14 protein-coding genes are annotated in these 21,656 nt (G+C 70.3%); 9 read left to right on the top strand and 5 right to left on the bottom strand.

Annotated elements, in window-relative coordinates; translation table 11 throughout:
* Positions 1-18: 18 nt before the first annotated feature.
* The 9 genes from ACIHAX_RS25230 to ACIHAX_RS25190 all read left to right on the top strand — a co-directional run bounded on the left by ACIHAX_RS25230 (position 19) and on the right by ACIHAX_RS25190 (position 16,388).
* Complete coding sequence (locus tag ACIHAX_RS25230; protein WP_397279899.1) at positions 19-1,278, top strand: NAD(P)/FAD-dependent oxidoreductase; 1,260 nt, start codon at positions 19-21, stop codon at positions 1,276-1,278.
* Positions 1,275-1,880, top strand: a complete 606-nt coding sequence (locus ACIHAX_RS25225; protein WP_364433618.1) for an SGNH/GDSL hydrolase family protein — start codon at positions 1,275-1,277, stop codon at positions 1,878-1,880. The genes ACIHAX_RS25230 and ACIHAX_RS25225 overlap by 4 nt, the downstream gene beginning before the upstream one ends.
* A 28-nt stretch (positions 1,881-1,908) precedes the next feature.
* A complete protein-coding gene (locus ACIHAX_RS25220) occupies positions 1,909-8,469 on the top strand; it encodes an SDR family NAD(P)-dependent oxidoreductase (protein WP_397279897.1) in 6,561 nt (2,186 codons plus the stop codon).
* Positions 8,466-10,514 (top strand): beta-hydroxydecanoyl-ACP dehydratase, encoded by a 2,049-nt coding sequence (locus tag ACIHAX_RS25215; protein ID WP_397279895.1) that lies wholly within the window; start codon positions 8,466-8,468, stop codon positions 10,512-10,514. The genes ACIHAX_RS25220 and ACIHAX_RS25215 overlap by 4 nt, the downstream gene beginning before the upstream one ends.
* Positions 10,514-12,082: a PfaD family polyunsaturated fatty acid/polyketide biosynthesis protein gene (locus ACIHAX_RS25210; protein WP_397279893.1), complete on the top strand. Its 1,569-nt coding sequence runs from the start codon at positions 10,514-10,516 to the stop codon at positions 12,080-12,082. The genes ACIHAX_RS25215 and ACIHAX_RS25210 overlap by 1 nt, the downstream gene beginning before the upstream one ends.
* Complete coding sequence (accA, locus tag ACIHAX_RS25205) at positions 12,079-13,761, top strand: acetyl-CoA carboxylase carboxyl transferase subunit alpha (RefSeq protein ID WP_364433606.1); 1,683 nt, start codon at positions 12,079-12,081, stop codon at positions 13,759-13,761. The genes ACIHAX_RS25210 and accA overlap by 4 nt, the downstream gene beginning before the upstream one ends.
* Positions 13,761-14,279 carry a biotin/lipoyl-containing protein gene (locus ACIHAX_RS25200; RefSeq protein WP_355076446.1) on the top strand — a complete coding sequence of 173 codons (519 nt, stop codon included), beginning with the start codon at positions 13,761-13,763 and terminating at the stop codon, positions 14,277-14,279. Before accA ends, ACIHAX_RS25200 begins: the two co-directional genes overlap by 1 nt.
* Positions 14,276-15,652, top strand: a complete 1,377-nt coding sequence (locus ACIHAX_RS25195; protein ID WP_397279890.1) for an acetyl/propionyl/methylcrotonyl-CoA carboxylase subunit alpha — start codon at positions 14,276-14,278, stop codon at positions 15,650-15,652. The genes ACIHAX_RS25200 and ACIHAX_RS25195 overlap by 4 nt, the downstream gene beginning before the upstream one ends.
* A gap of 133 nt (positions 15,653-15,785) precedes the next feature.
* On the top strand, positions 15,786-16,388 hold the full coding sequence (locus tag ACIHAX_RS25190) for a hypothetical protein (RefSeq protein WP_355076442.1): 603 nt from the start codon (positions 15,786-15,788) through the stop codon (positions 16,386-16,388).
* Positions 16,389-16,500: 112 nt separating this feature from the next.
* On the opposite strand, the gene ACIHAX_RS25185 is transcribed toward ACIHAX_RS25190, so the two are convergent.
* Genes ACIHAX_RS25185 through ACIHAX_RS25165 form a run of 5 tightly spaced genes read right to left on the bottom strand, consistent with a single transcriptional unit; the run spans position 16,501 to position 21,653 of the window.
* Positions 16,501-17,313 (bottom strand): carbohydrate ABC transporter permease, encoded by an 813-nt coding sequence (locus ACIHAX_RS25185; protein WP_397279887.1) that lies wholly within the window; start codon positions 17,311-17,313, stop codon positions 16,501-16,503.
* Entirely contained in the window at positions 17,303-18,253 is a 951-nt protein-coding gene (locus ACIHAX_RS25180) for a carbohydrate ABC transporter permease (protein ID WP_397279885.1), read from the bottom strand. Before ACIHAX_RS25180 ends, ACIHAX_RS25185 begins: the two co-directional genes overlap by 11 nt.
* Positions 18,254-18,257: 4 nt before the next feature.
* Positions 18,258-19,115: a metallophosphoesterase gene (locus ACIHAX_RS25175; protein WP_364433592.1), complete on the bottom strand. Its 858-nt coding sequence runs from the start codon at positions 19,113-19,115 to the stop codon at positions 18,258-18,260.
* Positions 19,112-20,485, bottom strand: a complete 1,374-nt coding sequence (locus ACIHAX_RS25170; protein ID WP_397279883.1) for an ABC transporter substrate-binding protein — start codon at positions 20,483-20,485, stop codon at positions 19,112-19,114. The genes ACIHAX_RS25175 and ACIHAX_RS25170 overlap by 4 nt, the downstream gene beginning before the upstream one ends.
* 34 nt (positions 20,486-20,519) lie before the next feature.
* Complete coding sequence (locus ACIHAX_RS25165; protein ID WP_397279881.1) at positions 20,520-21,653, bottom strand: ABC transporter ATP-binding protein; 1,134 nt, start codon at positions 21,651-21,653, stop codon at positions 20,520-20,522.
* Positions 21,654-21,656: the final 3 nt, after the last annotated feature.

Below are 21,656 nucleotides of genomic sequence, written 5' to 3'. Positions count from 1 at the left end.
TTCGACTACCGGAAAGTGATGCGAAACATGTACGACGTCATCGTTGTCGGAACCCGGGTCGCGGGCGCCCCGCTGGCCATGTTGCTGGCCAGGAAGGGCTACCGGGTGCTCGCCGTCGACCGCGCGAGTTTCCCCAGCGACACCCCCTCGACCCACTACATCCACCAGGCCGGGCTCGGCTTCCTGAAGTCGTGGGGCCTGCTGGACGAGGTCGTCGCCACCGGCGTTCCGGCGATCCGCCACCTGAACTTCTCCTACACCGACATCGTGATCAAGGGCTTCGCCGATACCGCCGCCGACGGCATCGACGCCGTCTACTGCCCGCGCCGCACGGTGCTGGACAAGATCCTGGTCGAGGCCGCGGGCAACTCCGGCGTCGAGGTGATCCAGGGCTTCACCGTCTCCGAACTGGTCTTCGACGGTGACCGCGTGGCCGGCATCCGCGGGGCGATCGGCGACGGCGCCGAGCAAGAGTTCCGCGCCACACTGGTGGTCGGCGCCGACGGCTCGAACTCGCTGGTGGCCAAGGCCGTCGGCGCACAGGAGTACGAGGGCTCGCCCGCGGCGTGCTTCGTCTACTACTCCTACTACGAGGGCGTCGACTGGGGCATGCAGCACCGCACCGGATTCGGCGAGCAGCAGTTCGCGTCCTGGCCGACCAACGACGATCTGGCCTTGGTCGCGGTCATGCGCAAGCGGGACCGGTTCCGCGAGTTCCGCGCCGACCCGGACGCCGCCGTGCAGGAGATCGTCGACCAGGTCGACCCGGAGATCGGCGCTCGCCTGCGCGACACCGGCAAGCGGGTGGAGCAGTTCCGCCCGATGCTGTACCCGGACAACTACCGCCGCGCGTCGCACGGCCCCGGCTGGGCGTTGGTCGGCGACGCCGCCTACCACAAGGATCCGTTCACCGGCTGGGGCATCACCGACGCGTTCAAGTACGCGCAGTTGCTCGCCGACCACGTGGACGAAGGCCTGTCCGGTGCGCGTCCGATGGACGAGGCGCTGGCGGAGTATCAGCGCGAGCGCGACGCGCAGAGCGCCAGCACCTACGAACTGACACTGAGCATCTCGGAGCTGTCGCTGACCCCGTACTACGACTCGGTGTTCCGCGCGACGTCGCTGGACGCGGACTACACCAAGCACTTCTTCGGGCTGATCGCGGGAATCTACTCGCCGGACAAGTACTTCGGCGAGCAAGAGCTGGCCGCACTGTACGAGAAGGTGAACTTCCCGGCGGCGGCCAGGCACGTCAGCAAGGACGGAGTGACCGCATGAGCGCGCCCGTGCTGACCGCGCTGGGTGACAGCTTCGTCGAAGGGCGCGGCGACGCCGCGCCCGGGGGCGGCTACCGTGGCTGGGTTCCGCGTCTCGGCGGCCAGCTCGGGCTGCGGCCCGCGGCGGTGCGCAATCTCGGCGAGCACGGCGCGACGACCACCGTCGTGCTGGAAAATCAACTGCGCGTGGCGCTTTCGGGCCGTTCCGGCCTGTTCGGCGTCGTGGTCGGCGTGAACGACCTGGTGAGCGATTTCGCCGAAGACCGCTTCGCCCGCAACCTCGCCGAGCTGTTCGGCGGCCTGCGGGCAGGCGGCGCGACCGTGTTCACGGCCAGCTACCCGGACATCCCGGCCCGGCTGCCCGTGCCCGACGGCTTCCGCGCGCTGCTGCGCGAGCGGTTCGCCTTCGCCAACGCGGTGCTCGCGCACGTCACCGCCGACACCGGCACGCTGCTGCTGGACATCGCCACCCAACCCGAATGGGAGCGGCCGGAGATGTGGACCGCCGACGGTCTGCACCCCAGTTCGCTGGGCCACCACCGGTTCGCCGCGAGCGTCGCCGAACTCGTCGCGTCGCGCACCGCGACGACCGTGGCCGCCTGACCATCCACCCGGTTCGAGAGGAATTTCCGTGACAGACGACAGACGCCTGGCGCGCAACCCGATCGCCATCGTCGGGATGTCCGGGCTGCTGCCCAACGCCCACAATCATCGAGAGTACTGGCAGAACATCGTCGACGGCGTCGACTGCACCACCGAGGTCCCCGGGTCGCGCTGGAGCCTCGACGACTACTTCGATCCCGACCCCGCGACGCCGGACAAGACCTACTCGCGCCGGGGCGCGTTCCTGCCCGACATCGAGTTCGACCCCTTGGAATTCGGGCTGCCGCCCAACCAGCTCGAAGTGACCAGCACGATGCAGACGCTCAGCCTCGGCGTCGCGCGTGACCTGCTGCGCGACGCGGGCGCGGTGGACTCCGCCTGGTACGACGCCGGCCGCACCGGCGTGGTCCTCGGCACCACCGGCCCGGTGCCGCTGATGCACCCGCTGGCCGCGCGGCTGTCCACGCCGGTGCTGAAGGAGGCGGCGCGCTCGGTCGGTCTGTCCGACGCGGACGCCGACGCCATCGCCGATCGGTTCGTCGCGGCTTTCGCGCCGTGGGAGGCGAATTCGTTCCCCGGCCTGCTGGCCAACATCACCGCGGGCCGGGTGGCCAACCGGCTCGGTCTCGGCGGCATCAACTGCACCGTGGACGCGGCGTGCGCGGCCTCGCTGGCCGCCTTGCGCACCGCCATCGCCGAACTGCAGGACGGCCGCGCGGACATGATGATCACCGGTGGCGTGGACACCGAGAACACCATCTTCATCTACCTGTGCTTCAGCAAGGTCGGGGCGCTGTCGTCCAGCGGGCAGATCAGTCCCTTCTCCGCCGACGCCAACGGCACGCTGCTCGGCGAGGGCATCACCATGCTCGCGCTGCGCAGACTGGAGGACGCGCGCCGCGACGGCAACCGGATCTACGCCGTCATCCGCGGACTCGGCTCCTCCAGCGACGGCCGCGCCAAGAGCATCTACGCCCCACGCGCGGGCGGCCAGCGCGTCGCGCTGGACCGGGCCTACGCCGACGCCGAGATCTCGCCCGCCGATGTCGCGCTCATCGAAGCGCACGCCACCGGCACGCCCGTCGGCGACAAGACCGAGCTCACCGCGCTGAAGGAGCTGCTGACCGACGCGACGCCGGAGCGGGCCTTCGCCGCACTCGGCAGCGTGAAGTCGCAGATCGGGCACACCAAGGGCGCCGCGGGCACCGCCAGCGTGATGAAACTGGCTCTGGCGCTGCACCAGAAGGTGCTGCCCGGCACCATCAACGTCTCGGCGCCCAACGCCGAGATCGCCGCCGTCGACGCGCCGTACTACGTGAACACCCGCACGCGTCCGTGGATCCGTGACCCGCAGCGCCCGGTGCGCCGCGCGGCTGCTTCGGCATTCGGCTTCGGCGGCACCAACTTCCACGTCGTGCTCGAGGAGGCGGACGCCGACCGCGCCGCGCACCCGGTGCTGCACCGCACCGCCCGCGCGCACCTGTGGCACGCGCCCGACGTGTCCGGACTGATCGATGCGGTGCGCAGCGTCGCGCCGTCCGACGGGGGCGAGATCCCGGAGGATCACGCGCGCATCGGGTTCGTCTCGGTGGACGAGGAGAACGCCGCGCATCTGCGTTCGCTCGCGGTGGACGAACTGGTCCGCAACCCCGACGCCGCCGACTGGGAGCACCCCGAGGGCGTGTACTTCCGCGCCGCCGCACTGCCGGATCGCAAGGCGGGCGCGCTGTTCGCCGGGCAGGGCAGCCAGTACGTCGACATGGGGCTGGACGCGGCGGTGAACAATCCCGCGGTCGGCGCGGCGTTCGACGCGGCCAACGAGGCGTTCGCGGGCGCGCCGGTGCGGTTGTCGTCGGTGGTCTTCCCGCCGCCCGCGTTCGATGACGACGTGGCGGCGGAGCAGGAAAGCGTCTTGCGCCGAACGGAATTCGCGCAGCCCGCGATCGGCGCGCTGTCCGCAGGGCAGTTCACGGCGCTGTCGGACTACGGCTTCCACGCCGACGGGTACCTCGGGCACAGCTTCGGTGAGCTGACCGCGCTGTGGGCCGCGGGTGCGCTCAGCACGGCCGATTTCTTCGCGCTGGCTCGCGCTCGCGGCGTGGCCATGACGCCTGAGCCGGGTGTCGAGGCGGGCACCATGGTGGCGCTCGGTGCGTCCCGGCAGACCGCCGAGGAACTGCTCGACGGTGTCGAGGACGTCTGGATCTGCAATCACAACGCGCCCGACCAGGTCGTGGTCGGCGGCGGTGCGGAGGGGATCGCGGCCGTCGTCGCGCGCTGCGGTGAGCGTGGCGTGGCGACCCGTTCGTTGCCGGTGTCCGGTGCGTTCCACACGCCCTATGTCGCTCACGCCACCGCGGCGTTCGGCGCCGCGATCACCGAGGTGCACATCGGCGCGCCGGACGCTCCGGTCTTCGCCAACACGCCGGACGCCCGCTACGGCGACGACGTGGCGGCCAACCGGGCCGTGCTGACCGAACAGCTCGGCAAGCCGGTCGAATTCGTGGCCGCGCTCACCGCGATGCGCGACGCGGGCTGCACCGTGTTCGTGGAGTTCGGGCCGAAGCAGGTGCTGACCTCGCTGGTGCGGCGCACCCTCGGCGACGACGTGGTCGTCATCGCGACCGACTCCGGCCCGATCGGCAACAGCGATCTCGCGCTGACCCGCGCGGCGGTGCGCCTGGCCGTGCTCGGGTTCGGCCTGCACGGCATCAACCGCCACACCGCGCCGGAGCCGGAGGCGGCGGTCACCGGGCGCGCCATGACGGTGACGATGTCGGCGCCGGAATACGTGCCCGACACCCGGCGCAAGTCCTACGCCGCCGCGCTCGACGCCGAATACCGGCTCAGCGTGCTCGCGGCGGCTCCCGCTCCGGTCGACAGCGTGGTCGATCACCAGCCCGCCGAGCAGCGGGCCGTGCCCACCGCTTCCACCGCAGCAACGGAGACACCCGTGTACCCCACACCGCAGCCCGCCGACACCGGTTCGGACGCGCTGGAGAGCGCGCTCGTCCAGCACCTGCACACGCACCGCCAGTTCCTGGACGGCCAGCTGGACATGGCCCGCGATCTGGCCGGCGCGCTCGGCGACGGCAGGCTCGACGCCGCCACCGTCCGCGCCATCGAAGCGGTCAAGGAACACGGTGTCGCGATCAGCCACAGCCACGCGCGGGCCAGCGAGGTGCTCGCCCAGCTGGTCGAGCTGGAGAGCGGCTTCGCGCCGGTGTCACGGTCATCGACGCAGGTCACGCGCCCCGCGCCCGCCCCGCGCGCGGCGATCGAGCCCGCGCCGGTACGACGGCCGCTGGCCACCGCCATGGTCGTGGACGAACACCGCGCTTCCGCCCCGGAACCCGGCGCGGCGCCCGCTCCGGCGACGAACGGGCACGCTGCTCCCGCCGACCAGGTGACCGGCGACACGTTGCGCAGCGCGCTGCGCGAGGTGGTCGCGGAGAAGACGGGCTATCCGGTGGAGATGGTGGATCCGTCGATGGATCTGGAAGCCGACCTGGGTGTGGACTCGATCAAGCGGGTGCAGGTGATCGGCGCTCTGCAGGAACGTTTCCCGCAACTGCCGAACCTCGGCCCCGAGCAATTGGGCACGGTGCGAACGCTGGACCAGATCGCCGAGCTGCTCGGCGCCACCGGCGCGCCGACCCCGGCCGCGCCGTCGGCGACATCGAACGGCACCGCTCACGTGGTCACCGACGACCAGGTCTCGGGTGCGGCGTTGCGGCGCGCGCTGCGTGAGGTGGTCGCGGAGAAGACCGGTTATCCGGTGGAGATGGTGGATCCGTCGATGGATCTGGAAGCCGATCTGGGTGTGGACTCGATCAAGCGGGTGCAGGTGATCGGCGCTCTGCAGGAACGCTTTCCGCAGTTGCCGAGTCTGGGTCCGGAGCAGTTGGGCACGCTTCGCACGTTGGATCAGATCGCCGAGCTGCTCGGCGCGCAGGACGCCGGATCGTCGGCGAACGGCGCGGTCGCCCCGGCCGACGCTGAGGTGACGGACGACGCGTTGCGGCGCGCGCTGCGCGAGGTGGTCGCGGAGAAGACCGGTTATCCGGTGGAGATGGTGGATCCGTCGATGGATCTGGAAGCCGACCTCGGCGTGGACTCGATCAAACGAGTGCAGGTGATCGGCGCGTTGCAAGAACGGTTTCCGAAGCTGCCGAGTCTGGGCCCGGAGCAGTTGGGCACACTCCGCACGCTGGATCAAATCGTGGTGGAACTCGCCGGGACGGCGGGAGGTGATGTCCACCCAAAAGCTGAGGCCGCGGCGGGAACGTCGCGGCACGCCGTCGAACTGGTCGCGCTGCCCGCGCCCGATCGGGCGTTAGCGCCCTACCGGGACGGGGCGCGGGCGGTGCTCGTCGACCTGACCGGCGAAGCGAACTCGGGATCGGACGCGCTCGCGGCAGCGTTGAGCGGGCTCGGTTGGACTGTGCGACAGATGGATTCGGTAGACGGGTTGGACGGCGAGCCGCTCGACCTCTGCCTGGTCCTGCTGGGCGGCACCGCCGACTGGGCATCGGCGCAACGCCGCCTGACCGACGGCATTCTCCTGGCCGGCCGTACTGTGCCGCTGCTGCGCGGCGGATCGGACCGAGCGGCCTTCGTGACGGTGACGCGGCTGGACGGCGCACTCGGTTTCCACGGCACCGAGCAGCCCGAACACGCGCTGCTCGGCGGGATCGGCGGTGTGGTGAAAACCCTGGCCGCCGAACAGCCGCAGCTGTTCTGCCGGGCGCTCGACGTCGACCCGGCCTGCTCCGCACGGCAACTGGCCGAGTTCGTCACCGCCGAGCTGTTCGATCCGGCTCGCGACACGCTCGAGGTCGGCATCGACGCGGCGGCGCGGCGATGGACTCCGGTGCCGAGCGGGCACGCGCCCGCGCGCACCGTTCTCCCGGTGCGAGCGGGCACGGAGCAGGATGCCACCGTGCTCACCGCCGAGGACGTCCTGTTGGTCACCGGCGGCGCGCGCGGCGTCACGGCGGCCTGCGTGCTGGCGCTGGCCGCGCGCAGCGAGGCGCGCTTCGTGCTGCTCGGGCGCTCCGAACCGGCCGCCGAACCGGATTGGGCGGCAGGGGTTTCCGATGCCGATCTGAAGGCCGCCGCGGTACGCGCGCTGGCCGGTTCCGGCGCGAAGCCGCGCGATATCGAGCGTGCCGTGTCCGGAATCCGCGCAACACGCGAGATCCGGGAGACGCTGACCGCGCTCGGCTCCCGCGCCGAGTACCTCGCGGTCGACGCCACGGACGAGCAGGCGGTCGCCGCCGCGCTCGCACCGTGGCGGGACTCGATCACCGGCGTCGTGCACGGAGCGGGAGTGCTGGCCGACTCCGTGATCACGGACAAGACCGCCGAATCGGTCGCGCGCGTGCTCGATCCCAAGATCGCCGGACTGGCGTCGGTGCTCGGCGCGCTCGGCGAACTGCGTCATCTGGTGCTGTTCACCTCCGTGGCCGGGCTGTTCGGCAATGCCGGTCAGGCCGATTACGCGGCAGCGAACGAGGCGCTCTCCCGATTCGCGGTGAGCCTGCGGGCGCAACGGCCGAATTGCCATGTCACCGCGATCGACTGGGGTGCGTGGGACGGCGGCATGGTGACTCCCGCCTTGCGGGAACACTTCCGGACGCGCGGTGTCGAATTGCTCGACCCGCAGGTGGGCGCGGCGGCGTTCACCGAGCAGTTCACCGAGGCGCGCTCCGCGGACACGGTCGTGCTCATCGGACCCGCGAAGTCGTTGTCGGACACCACGTCCGCCACCGGCACAGTCCGAGCGCGGCGGACGATCACCGGGATCACCGCGGACCCGATCATCGCGGCGCACCGGATCGGTGAGCACATCGTGCTGCCCGCGACCTTCGGGCTCGGCGCGATGATCAACTTCGCCGAACGCGGCCTGCCGGGCCGCACGGTGGTCGGCGTCCGGGACTTCGAAGTGCTCAAAGGCATCGTCTTCGAACGGCCGCTCGACGAGTTGGAACTGGAAATCGCGCCGGAAGAGGGCGCGTCCACTGTGCGGGCGACGGTGCGCGGCGAGAATGCCGTCCACTTCCGCGCAACCCTCGTGCTCGCCGAAACGCCGGATCGGCCACCGCGCAAGCCGGTGCCGGGTGGTTCTGTCGGCGAGGCGACCATCTACCCCGACGCCGTCCAGTTCCACGCGCCCGCGTTGCAGGGACTGCGCCGGGTCCGGGCGGTCTCGGACGACGCGATCGTCTTCGACTGCGAACTGCCCCCCGCCACCGTGGCGGGCGGCGCCTACGCCGGGCGGCTGCACGACCCGGTCCTGGCCGACCTGATCCTGCAGGGGCCGCCCGTGCTGGGCCACCGGCTGCTCGGCAGCGCCTGTCTGCCGCTCGGCGCCGGGCGGATCGACTACTTCCGGCCACTGCCCGCGAGCGAGCCGTTCGTGCTCACCGTGGACAACCCGCGCCCCGGTCGTGTCGACGCCCGGATCGACGCCACCGCCACAACGGCGGACGGCACTGTACTGCAACGTTTCTCGGACGTCACCGTGGTGACGACACCCGATCTGACGGAGAAGTTCCAGACCTCGGTGAGGCGGTGGATGGCATGACAGCCCTGGAATTCGACGGGATTCCGTTCGATCCGGTGACGGCGCTCGCGGAAACGGGGGAGGGCGTCGACGAGGCGCCGACGCTTCGGCCGGGCTCCGACGACACGGTCACGCCGGCGAGCCCGTCCGCCGGGTACGCGGAGACGGCCCCGGCCGCCGGTCTCGCGGTCACCGGAACACAACCCGAGGCGCGGGCGGCGCATGCCGACGGCTCCGCCTCGCGTGCGGCCGGTCCGCTCGCCGAAATCCGCACCGGCGTCGTCGCCGCGCATCGGGCGGCGTTGAGCGCGCAGCTGGCCATGCAGCGGGCGGTGTGGCAGCGAGCGCTGCGCCGTTCGTCGGTCACGGCCGAGGCGGCCGGTCACGTCCACGAAGGACTGGAGGCGTCCGGCGTCCGGCGCGAATTCACCGCCGCCGAGTCCGCCTTCAAGCCGCCTGCTCGCACCGACCGCACGCGCCTGGATCGAGCGGACCTGCTCCGTCTCGCCGAAGGTGAGCTGAGCGTCTTCGGCTCCGCGTACCGGCGCCCCGGCACTGTGGCGGCGGTCCGGCTGGGCGGTTCGACCCGGCTCGCGCTCACCGAGGTGACCCGCATCGAGTTGTACGGCGGCTCCGGCAAGGGCAGCGTCGAAGCACGATTCGAGGGCGACCCGCACGCGGCGGCGACGCAGGTCGCGGAGGTGTTCGCGCTGTATCTCGGCCTGCCGCTGGTGCTGTCGGGCAGCTCCCTGGTCGCCGAACGCGCGGGTACGGTCGCGGGTGCCGCGTCCGGCACGATCACGCTGACGGTGACCGCGCTCGACTTGGTGCCCCGGCCGTACGTCACCGGCACCGTCCGCGTCGCGGGCGCGGAAGGCGCGCTCGACGTCACGGTCACGGTGGTGGAGCGTCCGGGCAGCGGGGTCGGCCCCGGCCAGCTTTCGGAAAGCCTGCTGCTCAACGAGTTCCACATGGCCCACCTCGCCCGGGGTGACCAAGGAATCGCCATGGGACCGGAATTCGCGGAGTACACCGGGGTGCGGGCGACCCGTCTGCCGACCGGCGGCCTGCTGCTGGTCGACCGGGTGCTCGACTTCGACGGCAAGCGCGGGAACCTGGACGGCGCGTCCTACACCACCGAATACGACTCACCCGCCGACTCCTGGTACTACGGCGACACCGCGAACGACTCCATGCCGCACTTCGTCTACATGGAGACCTCGTTGCAGGCGGCGCTGCTGATGGGCTATTACGCGGGTCCCACGCTCACCCAGCCCGGCACCACCCTGAGCCTGCGCAACCTGGGCGGCACCGCCACCGTGCTGCGGCAAATCGACCTGCGGGACAAGACGATCAGCCAGTCCTCTCGGCTGCTGTCCACCACCATCCTGCCCGGTTCGTCGCTGCAAACCTTCGACTACACGCTCAGCGTGGACGGCGAGCCGTTCTACACCGGCGAGACCATGTTCGGCTACTTCAGCGACGAGGCCTTGGCCAACCAGACCGGACTCGACGCGGGACGCCCCGCGCCGAGCTGGCTGGCGGAGAACCCGGGCGCACGGGTGCGCACCATCGATGTCGCCGCCCGCCGCGCGAACCCGGCCGCCCGCCTGTGCTCGAGGCGCACCCTGGCGCTAATCGACCGGGTCGAGGTGGTCGACGGCGGCGGCAGCTACGACTCCGGATATCTGCATTCGCTGCGCGAGATCGATCCGTCCGACTGGTATTTCGCCCGGCACTTCCACCTCGACCCGGTGATCCCTGGCTCGCTCGGTGTGGAATCGGTGATCCACGCGATCCAAGAGTGGATGATCGACGCCGGATTCGCCGACACGATCGGCGATCCGGTCTTCCGCATCCCCGCAGGCCGGACGTTCAGCTGGCGCTACCGCGGGCAGTTCCTGCCCACCGACGGCACCGTAGAACTCGAGGCCCACATCAAGGAGATCCACCGCGGCCCGCGCGGGGTCACCGTCGTCGCCGACGGTTCGCTGTGGAAGCCGGGGCTGCGCATCTACGAGCTGACCGATCTCGCGGTCGAACTCGTCGAGCGGGAGGAGCGCTGATGACCACGTCCCGGGCCGGTATTCTCGCCGACACCGCCGACGGCATCACCGCCGTCCTGTCCGACCTGACGCGCCCGTGCTGGATCGTGCGCCACGACGGCCGGGTGGGCGCGACGTCCGACGAGCGCACCGCGGCACACGCGGAGGTGCTCGCGGCGGTGGCTCCGCTGCCGCCCGAGCAGCTCGGTGATCGGCGATTCGCCGCCGCCCACGGCGTGCGAGCGGCCTACGCGGCAGGCGCGATGGCGAACGGCATCGCCTCGCCCGCTCTGGTTTCGGCGATGGCGCGGGCGGGATACCTCGCCTCCTACGGCGCGGCGGGCGTTCCACCCGCCGCGGTGGACGCGGCACTGGCCGAGCTGAGCCGCACGCTGGTCGGAAAACCGTTCGCGTGCAATCTCATCCACAGCCCCTCCGAGCCCGCCTTGGAGCGCGCGATCGTCGACGCCTGCCTGCGGCACCAGGTTCGCTGCGTGGAGGCGTCGGCGTTCATGGGCCTCACCGGTGAGGTCGTGCGCTACCGGGCGGCGGGGCTGGCCGTCGACCGGCGAGGACGCGTCGAGGTGCGCCACCGCCTGATCGCGAAGGTCTCCCGGGTGGAGGTGGCCGAGCCGTTCCTGCGTCCGGCTCCCGCACGGCTGCTGCGCGCGCTGGTCGAAGCCGGTGACCTGACGCCCGAGCAGGCGCGGCTCGCCGAACAGGTGCCGATTGCCGACGACATCACGGCCGAAGCCGACTCCGGCGGTCACACCGACCGCAGACCACTGCTGGTACTGCTGCCCGAGCTCATCGCGGCACGGGATCGACTGGCCCGCACCGTGCCCGCCGCCGCGGCCGTCCGGGTCGGCGCGGCGGGCGGCATCGGCACCCCCGCAGCCGCGGCCGCCGCCTTCGCGCTGGGCGCCGCTTACGTGGTGACCGGTTCGGTGAATCAGGCCACCGTGGAAGCCGCCCAGTGCGACACCGCCAAACAGCTGCTCACTCAGGCGGATTTCGCCGACTGCGCCATGGCGCCGTCCTCGGACATGTTCGAGCTCGGCGTCCAGGTGCAGGTGCTGCGTCGCGGCACCATGTTCGCCACCCGCGCGCAGCGGCTCTACGACACCTACCGCGCCTATGACGGCATCGACGCGTTCCCGGCCGAGCTGCGCCGCGAGCTCGAGGCCACGCTGTTCCAGCGGCCCCTCGACGCCGTGTGGGAGGACTGCGTCAGCTACTTCACCGAACGCGATCCGGCCCAGCTGGCCGGCGCGGACGCGGACCCGAAACGCAAGATGGCGCTGGTGTTCCGGTGGTATCTGGGGCTGTCGTCGGGGTGGAGCATTCGCGGCGAGGCCGGTCGCGTCGCCGATTACCAGATCTGGTGCGGGCCCGCGATGGGCGGGTTCAACAACTGGGCGGCCGGAAGTTATCTGGCGGCGCTGCGCAACCGGCACGTCGCCGACATCGCCGACCAGATGATGCTGGGCGCGGCCTACCTCACCCGCGTCGCCCAGCTGCGCACCGCGGGCGTGCGGCTACCCGCCGACTGCGCCCGCTTCGTACCCCGACCGAGGGAGGAACGATGACCACACTGGAGACGGGTCCGGACACCCGGACCTCCTGGATGGTGTGCCCGTCCTGCGCCGCCATGCTCTACGCCAAACGCTACGAGCGCGCGGGCCGGGTCTGCCCGGATTGCGACGGGCACGGCATGCTGACCGCGGACCAGCGCACCGAGGCGCTGCTCGACCCGGGATCGGCGCGGCACATCCAGCCGTCCGCCACCGCGGTCGATCCGCTCGGCTTCACCGACTCCCGGCCCTATCCCGAGCGGCATGCCGAGGCGAGCCGTCGCACCGGGCTGCCCGACGCCATCCGTTGCGTGCGCGGCACGATCGGCGGCGCACCGCTGGTGCTGGCGGTCATGGACTTCCGCTTCCTCGGCGGCAGTCTCGGCGCGGCCGTCGGCGAAGCGGTCACCGGCGCTGCCGAGACCGCGCTCGCGGCGCGGGTGCCGCTGGTGCTGGTCACCGCGTCCGGCGGCGCCCGCATGCAGGAGGGCATCCTCGCGTTGATGCAGATGGCCAAGACCAGCCAGGCGCTGCGCGAACTCGACGACGAGGGCGTGCTGACCATCTCGGTGATCACCGATCCCACCTACGGCGGCGTGGCGGCCTCCTACGCCACGTCCACCGACATCATCATCGCCGAACCCGGCGCGCGTCTCGGCTTCGCCGGACCGCGGGTGATCCAGCAGACCATCGGCGAGACGCTGCCCGCGGGCTTCCAGACCGCGGAATTCCTGCTCGAACACGGTGTGGTGGACATGATCTGCCACCGCTCGGCCCTGCGGGACCGGCTGGCGCGCCTGCTCGCGCTGGCCGCCGACAGCTCGCGTCCCGTCGAGTTCGCCGACGACGAGAATCCGGTCCGCGCCGACGCGACCCAACTCGCCCCGCGCGACGCCTGGCAGAGTGTGCGCGCCGCGCGCGAACTCGCCAGGCCGACCACGCTGGACTACTTGGCCGCGTCGTTCGACGAATTCGTGGAGCTACACGGCGACCGTTTGTCGGCCGACTGCCCGGCCATGATCACCGCGCTGGCCCGCCTCGACGGCGCGCCGGTCGTGGTTATCGGCACCCAAAAGGGTCACACCGCAACCGAATTGGCGCAGCGCAATTACGGCATGCCCACCCCGGCCGGATACCGGAAGTCGGCCCGCGTGCTGCGCCTGGCCGCCAAGCTGGGCATTCCGGTGATCACCCTGGTCGACACCGCAGGCGCCTACCCCGGTGTGACCGCCGAGGAACAGGGGCAGGCCGTCGCCATCGCGGAATCACTCAAACTGCTCGCCGGGCTACCCGTGCCGGTGGTCACCGTGGTCACCGGCGAGGGCGGCAGCGGGGGAGCGCTCGCGCTGGCGGTGGCCGATCGAGTGATCGTCTGCGAGAACGCGGTCTATTCGGTGATCAGCCCGGAAGGGTGCGCCTCCATCCTGTGGAAGGACGCTACCGCCGCACCCCGCGCCGCAGCCGCCTTGCGGGTGGACTCGACCTCCTTGCTCGAACTCGGCGTCGCGGACGGCGTACTGCCCGAGCCGCCGGGCGGCGCGCATCGCGATCCCGCCGCGGCCGCCGTCGCCCTGCGTCAGGCGCTGCGCCACGCCGTGTCCGATCTGGCGCGACTCCAGGCGGCGCAACTGCTCGACCGGCGCCACCACCGTTTCCGTGTCTTCGGACTGTCCACGAACGATCAGGAGAAGTGATGACCGAGTCCGTGACCACCGAGCCCGCGGGCCGCGCGCTGAATCCGGTCGACGCCGACCAGGCGCTGACCGTGCTGTCGCGGCACGCGCTGTCCGTGCGGGCCGAGACCGCGCCGACCTCGGTGACCGTCGCCAACGGCCCGCTGGTGCTGCGGATCAGCTGGGATGGGCACAACGGCACCAGTGGGCCGGTCGCCGTCGCACCCACGGCGGCCGCCCCGGTCCCCGCGGCGCCCGCAGAGTCCGCACCGCAGGACACTCGTTCGGACGCGGATACTTTCACGCTGACGGCGGAAACCGTCGGCGTGTTCTATCGCGCGCCCGAACCCGGCGCGGCGCCGTTCGTCGCCGAGGGCGACCCGGTGCGGGCCGGTCAGCAGGTCGGCATCGTCGAGGCGATGAAGCTGATGATCCCGGTGACCGCGACCAGAGAGGGCCGGGTGGCGGAATTCCTGGTGGAGAACGGGGAAGCGGTCGAGCACGGCGCGCCGCTGCTGGTGCTCGAGGTGGTGCGATGACCGTGCGACCGATCCGCAAGGTGCTCGTCGCCAATCGCGGCGAGATCGCCGTGCGGGTCATCCGCACCTGCGCCGAACTCGGGATCGCCACCGTCGCGGCGTATTCCGCGGCCGACGCCGACTCGGCCGCCGTCCGGCTCGCCGACCAGGCGTTCCGGATCGGTCCCGGGCCCGCGAAGCGCAGCTACTCCTACATTCCCGCGATCATCGAGGCCGCCAGGGCCACCGGCGCCGACGCCATCCACCCCGGATACGGATTCCTCTCCGAGGACCCGGATTTCGCCGAGGTGTGCGAGGCGGAGGGGTTCGTGTTCGTCGGCACCCCCGCCGCGATCATGGCCGATCTCGGCGACAAGTCGACGGCACGGTCACTGATGGCCGCGGCGGGGCTGCCGCTGCTGCCGGGCAGCCGTGAGCCGCTCGACACGGTGGACGAGGCGCACACCCTCGCCGACGACATCGGCTACCCGGTGATCATCAAAGCGGTCGCGGGGGGCGGCGGCCGCGGGATGCGGGTCGTGCGTGACTCGGCGGACTTCGCCGCGGCCTGGCAGGAGACCCGCGCCAACGCCACCGCCGTGTTCGGCGACGGCCGCCTGTACGTGGAGCGCTACCTCGACTCGGCGCGGCACATCGAAGTCCAGATCCTGGCCGATCGGCACGGCACGGTGCGGCATCTCGGCGCGCGCGACTGCTCCTTGCAGCGGCGGCACCAGAAACTCGTCGAGGAGTCGCCCGCGCCGGGGCTGTCCGAGGAACTCGTCGCCCGGATCGGGGCAGCGGCCGTGCGCGGCGCCGAAGCCGTCGGCTACGTCGGGGCGGGAACCTTCGAATTCCTGTTGGATCAGCGGGGCGATTTCTACTTCATGGAGGTCAACTGCCGGCTACAGGTCGAGCATCCGGTCACCGAGATGGTCACCGGCATCGACCTCGTCGCCGAGCAGTTGCGCATCGCCTCCGGGCTGCCGCTGGCGTTGTCCGCCGACGTCGCCACGCCGCGCGGTGTGTCCATCGAATGCCGGATCAACGCCGAGGATCCGCAGCGCGAATTCGCGCCCGCCCCAGGCGCGCTCACCGAATGCACGCTACCCGGCGGACCGTTCGTCCGGATCGACACCCATGTCGGCCCCGGCTATGCCATTCCGCCGCACTACGATTCGCTGCTCGCCAAGATCATCGTGTGGGCTCCCGACCGTCCCGCGGCCATCGCGCGGATGCGCCGGGCTCTGGCCGAGACCAGAATCCATGGCAGGGGCGTGGCCACGACGACCGAATTCCTGCACGACATCCTCGATCACCCCCGATTCCGCGCCGCGGATCACGACACCGCCCTCATCGGGACCCTCACCACGGTGTCGCGCGTCGCCTCATGAAGCCGCCGCCATCGGACGCGGTGACGGCACGCGTCCGATGGCGGCGCCCTTGCCTCCGTCGCGTGAGAAACAGACACGGCCGCTCGTTCGATGAGACCATTGTGCTGCTCGGTGGGCGCAGGAGGAGGCGAGCATGATCGACGGAATGGCGATTGCCGCTTATTTGGCCGCAGCGGTAGGGGGAGCGAGCGGAAGGTGGCTGAACACCCAACTGGACGAGGCGTTCAGTGCCCTGACCGCGACAGTGACGCGGAGGCTCGGACGTCAGCCCGTCGAGATCCTTTCCCAGAACCCGGACAGCATCCAGGCGCGCCGCCGCGTCGCCACTGCGATCGAGCGCGAAGCCCTGATCGACGAGCAATTCGCCCGGGAACTGTCCGAAATACGCGCTCGGCTGGATCAGCTGGACGCGCCGAGTGTGGTGGCGCAGCTCGAACAGGGCGGTCAGGTCGTGGTGAACAACCGGGGCCAGGTGGTCGGGCGCGACTACATCAGCACCAACACCAACATCGACGTTCCCCGTCCTGATGACCTCTCGAGAGCCCCTGCTTGGGCGAAAGCGTGCATCTGGATCGGCGGGGCGATCGCGGCCGTCGGTTTCGCGCTCTTCATGTCGGCGCTCTTCCAGCACAACGCGGAACCCGGGACAGAGTTCGCGATCTTCGCGATCGGAGGCGGTGTCATGGCCGTCGGCCAGCTCGGCGCGAACACATCGACTCCCCGGCCGCGGCGTTGATCGGCGACCACCACCAGCAGTGCCCGTCCGGATGATGGGAATACCCGGTCGACGGCGGCATCGCCGACCGGGGTTCTCGAAGTTATCCGACCTCGAAAACCCCGTCGACGATCTATTTCAACCCCGACCGCACGAACGCGTTGACGATGTGCCGTTGCAGCAGTAGGTACATCAGCAGCACCGGCAGGCAGGCGAGGCTGGCCACCGCCATCATCGGACCCCACTGATCGCCCTCGGTGCCCATGAAACTGCGCAGACCGAGCTGCAACACGCTGTTGGACTGGCGCAGCACCACCGCGGGCCAGAAGTACTCGTTCCACGCGTTGATGAAAAGCAGGATTCCCAAGGCCGCCAGCGCGGGGCGCAGATTCGGCACGACCACCGTCCACAGGATCGACCAGGAGGAGCGGCCGTCGATCTTCGCCGCCGCCACCAGCTCCTTCGGGAAGCTCGCCATGTGCTGGCGCAGCAGCAGCACCGCGAGCGCCGAGCACAACGTCGGCAGCACCACGCCGACCAGGGAGTTGATCAGCCCGAGTTTGGTCAGCAGAACGTAGTTGGGCAGCATCGTCACCTGGAACGGCACCAGCCAGGTGCCGACGAACGCCAGGTACAGCACCTTCTGGAACGGGAAGGTGTACATCGCGAACGCGTAGGAGGCCAGCAGCGCGATGAGCAGTTGCCCCGCCGCCGAGAGCGCCGCGACGAAGAAGGTATTGCCGATCAGGGCCACCACGTCGACTTTGTCGGCCGCGTCGGCATAGTTGGCGAACGAGATCGGCCAGGGGATCGGCGACAGCGAGGTGACGTCCTCCGGCCGCCGCAGCGACGTCGCGAACAGCCAGTAGATCGGGAACGCGCACAGCACCGCGGTGACGGCCAGCAGCAGATGGCTGCACGCGGTGCGCAATCGGTCAATCATCATGGAAAGAAACCTTTTCCGAGACCCACACCAGCACACCCGCGATCACGCCGAACCCGGCGAACAGCAGCACACCGGCGGCGGCGCTGAGTCCGGCGTCGAAGCTGTGGAAGGCGTAGTCCCACAGCAGGTAGTAGATATTGGTGGTCGCTTGCGCCGGACCGCCCTGCGTCATCGAGTCGATGAGCGGGAAAGTCAATGTCGGACTGAGCAATACCGTGGTCAGCACCAGGAACAGCAGTGTGGGCGACAGCAGGGGCAGGGTGATCCACCGTCGGATCTGCCGGGCGCTCGCCCCGTCCACCCGGGCGGCCTCGTCGTAGTCACCGCTGATACCCGCCAGCCCGGCCCAGATCACCAGGACGGCGAAGCCGAGCAACTGCCATCCGGTGATCAGGATGATCACCCCGTGCGCGGTGTCCACGTCGTAGACCCAGTTGCGATGCGAGCGCAGAACCTGATCGACGAAGCCGCTGCCGGGATGCAGCAGCCAGCGCCACACCGCCGCCGCCGCGACCGGCGCGACGAGGAACGGCGCGAAGACGAACGCGTGGTAGACCGTCCGCGCCCGGCCGTGCACCCGTCGGCTGGCCAGCGCGATGAGCAGCGGGAGCAGCACCGTGAACGGCAGCATGCCCACGATCAGCACCCCGGTGCGGCCCACCGAATCCCAGAAGGCCGGGAGATCCAGCAACCGTTCGTAATTGCCGGTGCCGACCGGCTTCATCGGTGAGGTCGGCAGCAGGTTCCACGAATACGTGGACAGCTCGACCGCCTGGACCAGCGGCCGGTAGATCCACACGACCAGCAACGCCAGCGCGGGCGCCAGATACAGGTACGGCACGGCGAACCGCCCCGCCCGGCGGAACCGGGCGGGGCGATACGACGGGGTGACCGTTTCGGCCGCTTCCGTGGCAGGCAGCGGCGATTCGACGACGAACATCGAGTTACCCGGCCTCCGCGGCCAGCGCGGCGAGTTGATCGAGCACGTCCTGCTCGGGCCGGTCGTAGAGGGTCTCGGCGGGCGTCGCCTCGATCGCCGTGGCGACCATCGTCGAACCGAGCAGATCGATGCGGCTGTAGCCGAAGCCGATCAGTCCCCGATGACGTCCCGCCGGTGCGATCGTATCGATCCGGTAAGCCAGCGCCGGACCGATCCAGACCGGAATGCCCGCCAGCGCCGCCGCCCCGGTGAGATGGTTGTGCCCGCAGACGATCAACCGCACATCCGAACCGGCCAGCACCTCGGCCAGCAGCTGCGGCCGTTCCAGCCGCAGGTACTCGGTGGCCGCGACGGGCGAGGGGATCGGCGGGTGGTGCAGCACCAGCAGCGTGCCGCGCGCCGCCGGTTCGCGCAGTTGCTCGGCCAGCCAGTCCAGCTGGTGCTCCTCGAGCCGTCCGTCGTGCCGTCGCGGCGTCGTGCTGTCCAGCGCGATCACCCGCAGACCCGCCACGTCGGCCACCTGGTCGTGGGTGGTGTCCGGGTCCAGCGCGGCGGGGTCGGCCCCGAGCAATTCGCTGGCGAAGGCGGTGCGCTCGTCGTGATTGCCCATGACGTACACCGTCTGCGCGCCGAGTTCCTCGGCCACCGGCTCGACCGCGCCGCGCAGCCGCCGGTAGGCCTCGGGCGACCCGGTGTCGGTCAGATCGCCCGAGAGCACCAGCGCGTCGATGCGCTGCCGTGAGGCACGCAACTGCTGCAGCACGTGGGTGAGATTGGCGTAGGTGTCCACCATCCCGTGCACCCGTTCCCCGGCGGGCCGGATGTGGGTGTCGGTCAGCTGGACGATCGTCACCTCGCTCATGACGTCGGCAGGAGTTTGGCGCCCTGATCGCGGGCGGCGGTGAGAGTGGACTGCGGGTCCTTGCCCTGGAACACGATCGCCTCGACGGCGTCCATCATGCCGTCGCGGATCTGCAGGTAGTTGGTGCCGGGCATGGAGATCCACGGTTCCATGTTCGCCAGCTGGGCGACGTTCGGCCCCAGCAGCGGATTCTCCTTCGACCAGGTCTGCAACCCCTGTGGGTCGTCCATGAGGCCGGTGCGCAGCGGCAGGTAGCCGATGCCCTGCGAGATCTTGGTGTAGGCGGATTCGCTGGTGAGGAACTTGATCAGCTCCCACGCGGCGCGCTGCTTGGCCGGGTCGTTGGACAGGATGTGCAGCGAAGCGCCGGAATTCGTCGGCACGGTCGGCTTGCCCGCGAAGCTGGGCATCGGCGCCGAGCGCAGGTCCCATTTGTCCTTCGCGCCGGTCACGAAGGTGCCCTGGATCGCGCTGGTCTCCAGGATCATGCCGATCTCACCGCGGGCGAAGGCCTCGTAGCCCTGTTTCTGGTTGAGCTTCGGCATGCCGCCGGAGTTGACCAGTTGCCGGCTCATCGCGGCGACCTCGACCGCGGGAGCGTCGGCGAAGGTGAGCTTGGTGCGGTCCTCGGAGATCACCCGGCCGCCGTTGGAACGCACCATCGACTGGAAGCACCAGTCCTTGGCGGTCTTGGTCAGGCAGTCGACGTAGATGCCGCCCTTGCCGGTCTTCCCGGTGATCGCCGTCGCGGCCTCGGCGACCTGCTGCCAGGTGGCGGGCGGCTTCGCGGGATCCAGGCCGGCGTCGGCGAACAGCGAAGCGTTGTAATACAGCACGGGCGTGGAGAACACGAACGGCACGCCGTAGGTGTGACCGTCCCAGTCGGCGAGTGTGCGGGCCTTCGGCGCGAAGGGGTGCCGGGCCCCGTCGAAGTTGTGCTGCACTTCCTGCTTGCCGACCAACGTGTCCAGCGGCTTGGCGCCGAGCTGGTGGATGGTGAAGTCCAGGTCGCTGAAACCGAGCTGGGCGACGTCCGGCGGCGAGCCCGCGACCATCTGATTCTGGATGCTGGAGATGGTGTCCGTGGCCGGGTTCGGGCTGTTGCCCTGCGGCTTCTGCGCGGTCACCGTGATGTTCGGGAACTTCTTGCGGAAATCGGCGATCAAGGAGTTGAAGGTGTCGGTCCAGGCGCCGGCGAGTCCGTAGTTGTAGGACTCGAACACGATCGACACCTGCTGGTCCGGCTTCAGTTCCGGGATCCGCGCGCTGTCGGCGTTCGAGTCGGTAGTGGTGCTCCCGAGTCCGCCGCAAGCGCTGAGCGCGACGGTGGTTGCGAACACCAGGCCCAGAACGGGCGCGGTGCGTTTCACGGTGTTTCTCCTCATCGAGTAGGGGTGTTCGGGTTCAGGCGACGGCGACGGGTTCGCCCGCGCTGTCGACGTGGGCGTCCTGCCGCGTCTCCTGCCAGGTCAGGCGCAGCCCGGAGGTGGCATGGAACAGGTGGATGTGCTCCGCGGCGGCTCGCAGCGCGATGTTGTCGTCGACCGCGACGCCCGCGGGCCGCGGCGCTCGGGCGCACAGGACGCGATCACCGGTGGTGAAGTGGATCAGTTCCTCGCTGCCGAGGTTCTCCACCATCGTCACCCGGCCGCGGATGTCGGCGCCGGTCGGATCCAAGCGCAGCTGTTCCGGGCGGATGCCCGCGACCACTTCCAGGTCGTCGTCGAAACCCTCGACGCCGATGGCCAATTCGGTATCGATCCCATCGGCCACCACGCGCAGCGAGCCGTCGCGCTCGGTGACGACGGCGGGGAACAGGTTCATCGGCGGCGCGCCGAGGAATCCGGCGACGAAAGTCGAACGCGGACGGTCGTAGAGCTCGGTCGGTGTGCCGACCTGCTCCACCCGACCCTCGTTGAGCAGCGCGATCCGATCGGCCATGGTCATCGCCTCGACCTGGTCATGGGTCACGTACAGGAACGTCGCGCCCAGCCGCTGATGCAGCCCGATCAATTCGGCGCGCGTCGCGCTGCGCAGCTTCGCGTCCAGGTTCGACAGCGGCTCATCCATCAGGAACGCGCCGGGATCGCGCACCATGGCGCGCGCCAGGGCCACGCGTTGCCGCTGCCCGCCCGACAGCGCGGACGGCCTGCGGCGCAGCAGCTCGGTCAGCCCGAGCACCCCGGCGACCTCCGACACCCGCTCGGCGATCCTCGCGCGCGGTGTGCGCCGGGCGCGCAACGGGAATCCGATGTTCTTGGCGACGGTCAGGTGCGGGTAGAGCGCGTAACTCTGGAACACCATGGCCAAGTCCCGCTGTTGCGGCGCGTGATGGGTGATGTCCTTGTCGTCCAGCAGGATTCGCCCGTCGGACGGATCCTCCAGACCGGCGATCATGCGCAGCAGCGTGGATTTGCCGCAGCCGCTCGGGCCGAGCAGCACCATGAACTCGCCGTCGGCGATGTCGAGGCTCACCTCGCGCACCGCGTTGGCGGCGCCGAATCGCTTCGACACCGCTTCGATTCGCAGTCGTGCCACCGT

Origin of the sequence: Nocardia sp. NPDC051929 (assembly GCF_044548645.1) — a bacterium.
GTDB lineage: Bacteria > Actinomycetota > Actinomycetes > Mycobacteriales > Mycobacteriaceae > Nocardia > Nocardia sichangensis.
The sequence above is the reverse complement of the archived record's forward strand: the minus strand, read 5'-3'. Positions and strand labels throughout refer to the sequence as shown.

Coding starts and splice junctions, on each gene's coding strand:
- ACIHAX_RS25230 (WP_397279899.1), top strand. CDS start 19: ATGCGAAACATGTACGACGTCATCGTTGTCGGAACCCGGGTCGCGGGC.
- ACIHAX_RS25225 (WP_364433618.1), top strand. CDS start 1,275: ATGAGCGCGCCCGTGCTGACCGCGCTGGGTGACAGCTTCGTCGAAGGG.
- ACIHAX_RS25215 (WP_397279895.1), top strand. CDS start 8,466: ATGACAGCCCTGGAATTCGACGGGATTCCGTTCGATCCGGTGACGGCG.
- ACIHAX_RS25210 (WP_397279893.1), top strand. CDS start 10,514: ATGACCACGTCCCGGGCCGGTATTCTCGCCGACACCGCCGACGGCATC.
- accA (WP_364433606.1), top strand. CDS start 12,079: ATGACCACACTGGAGACGGGTCCGGACACCCGGACCTCCTGGATGGTG.
- ACIHAX_RS25200 (WP_355076446.1), top strand. CDS start 13,761: ATGACCGAGTCCGTGACCACCGAGCCCGCGGGCCGCGCGCTGAATCCG.
- ACIHAX_RS25195 (WP_397279890.1), top strand. CDS start 14,276: ATGACCGTGCGACCGATCCGCAAGGTGCTCGTCGCCAATCGCGGCGAG.
- ACIHAX_RS25190 (WP_355076442.1), top strand. CDS start 15,786: ATGATCGACGGAATGGCGATTGCCGCTTATTTGGCCGCAGCGGTAGGG.
- ACIHAX_RS25185 (WP_397279887.1), bottom strand. CDS start 17,313: ATGATGATTGACCGATTGCGCACCGCGTGCAGCCATCTGCTGCTGGCC.
- ACIHAX_RS25180 (WP_397279885.1), bottom strand. CDS start 18,253: ATGTTCGTCGTCGAATCGCCGCTGCCTGCCACGGAAGCGGCCGAAACG.
- ACIHAX_RS25175 (WP_364433592.1), bottom strand. CDS start 19,115: ATGAGCGAGGTGACGATCGTCCAGCTGACCGACACCCACATCCGGCCC.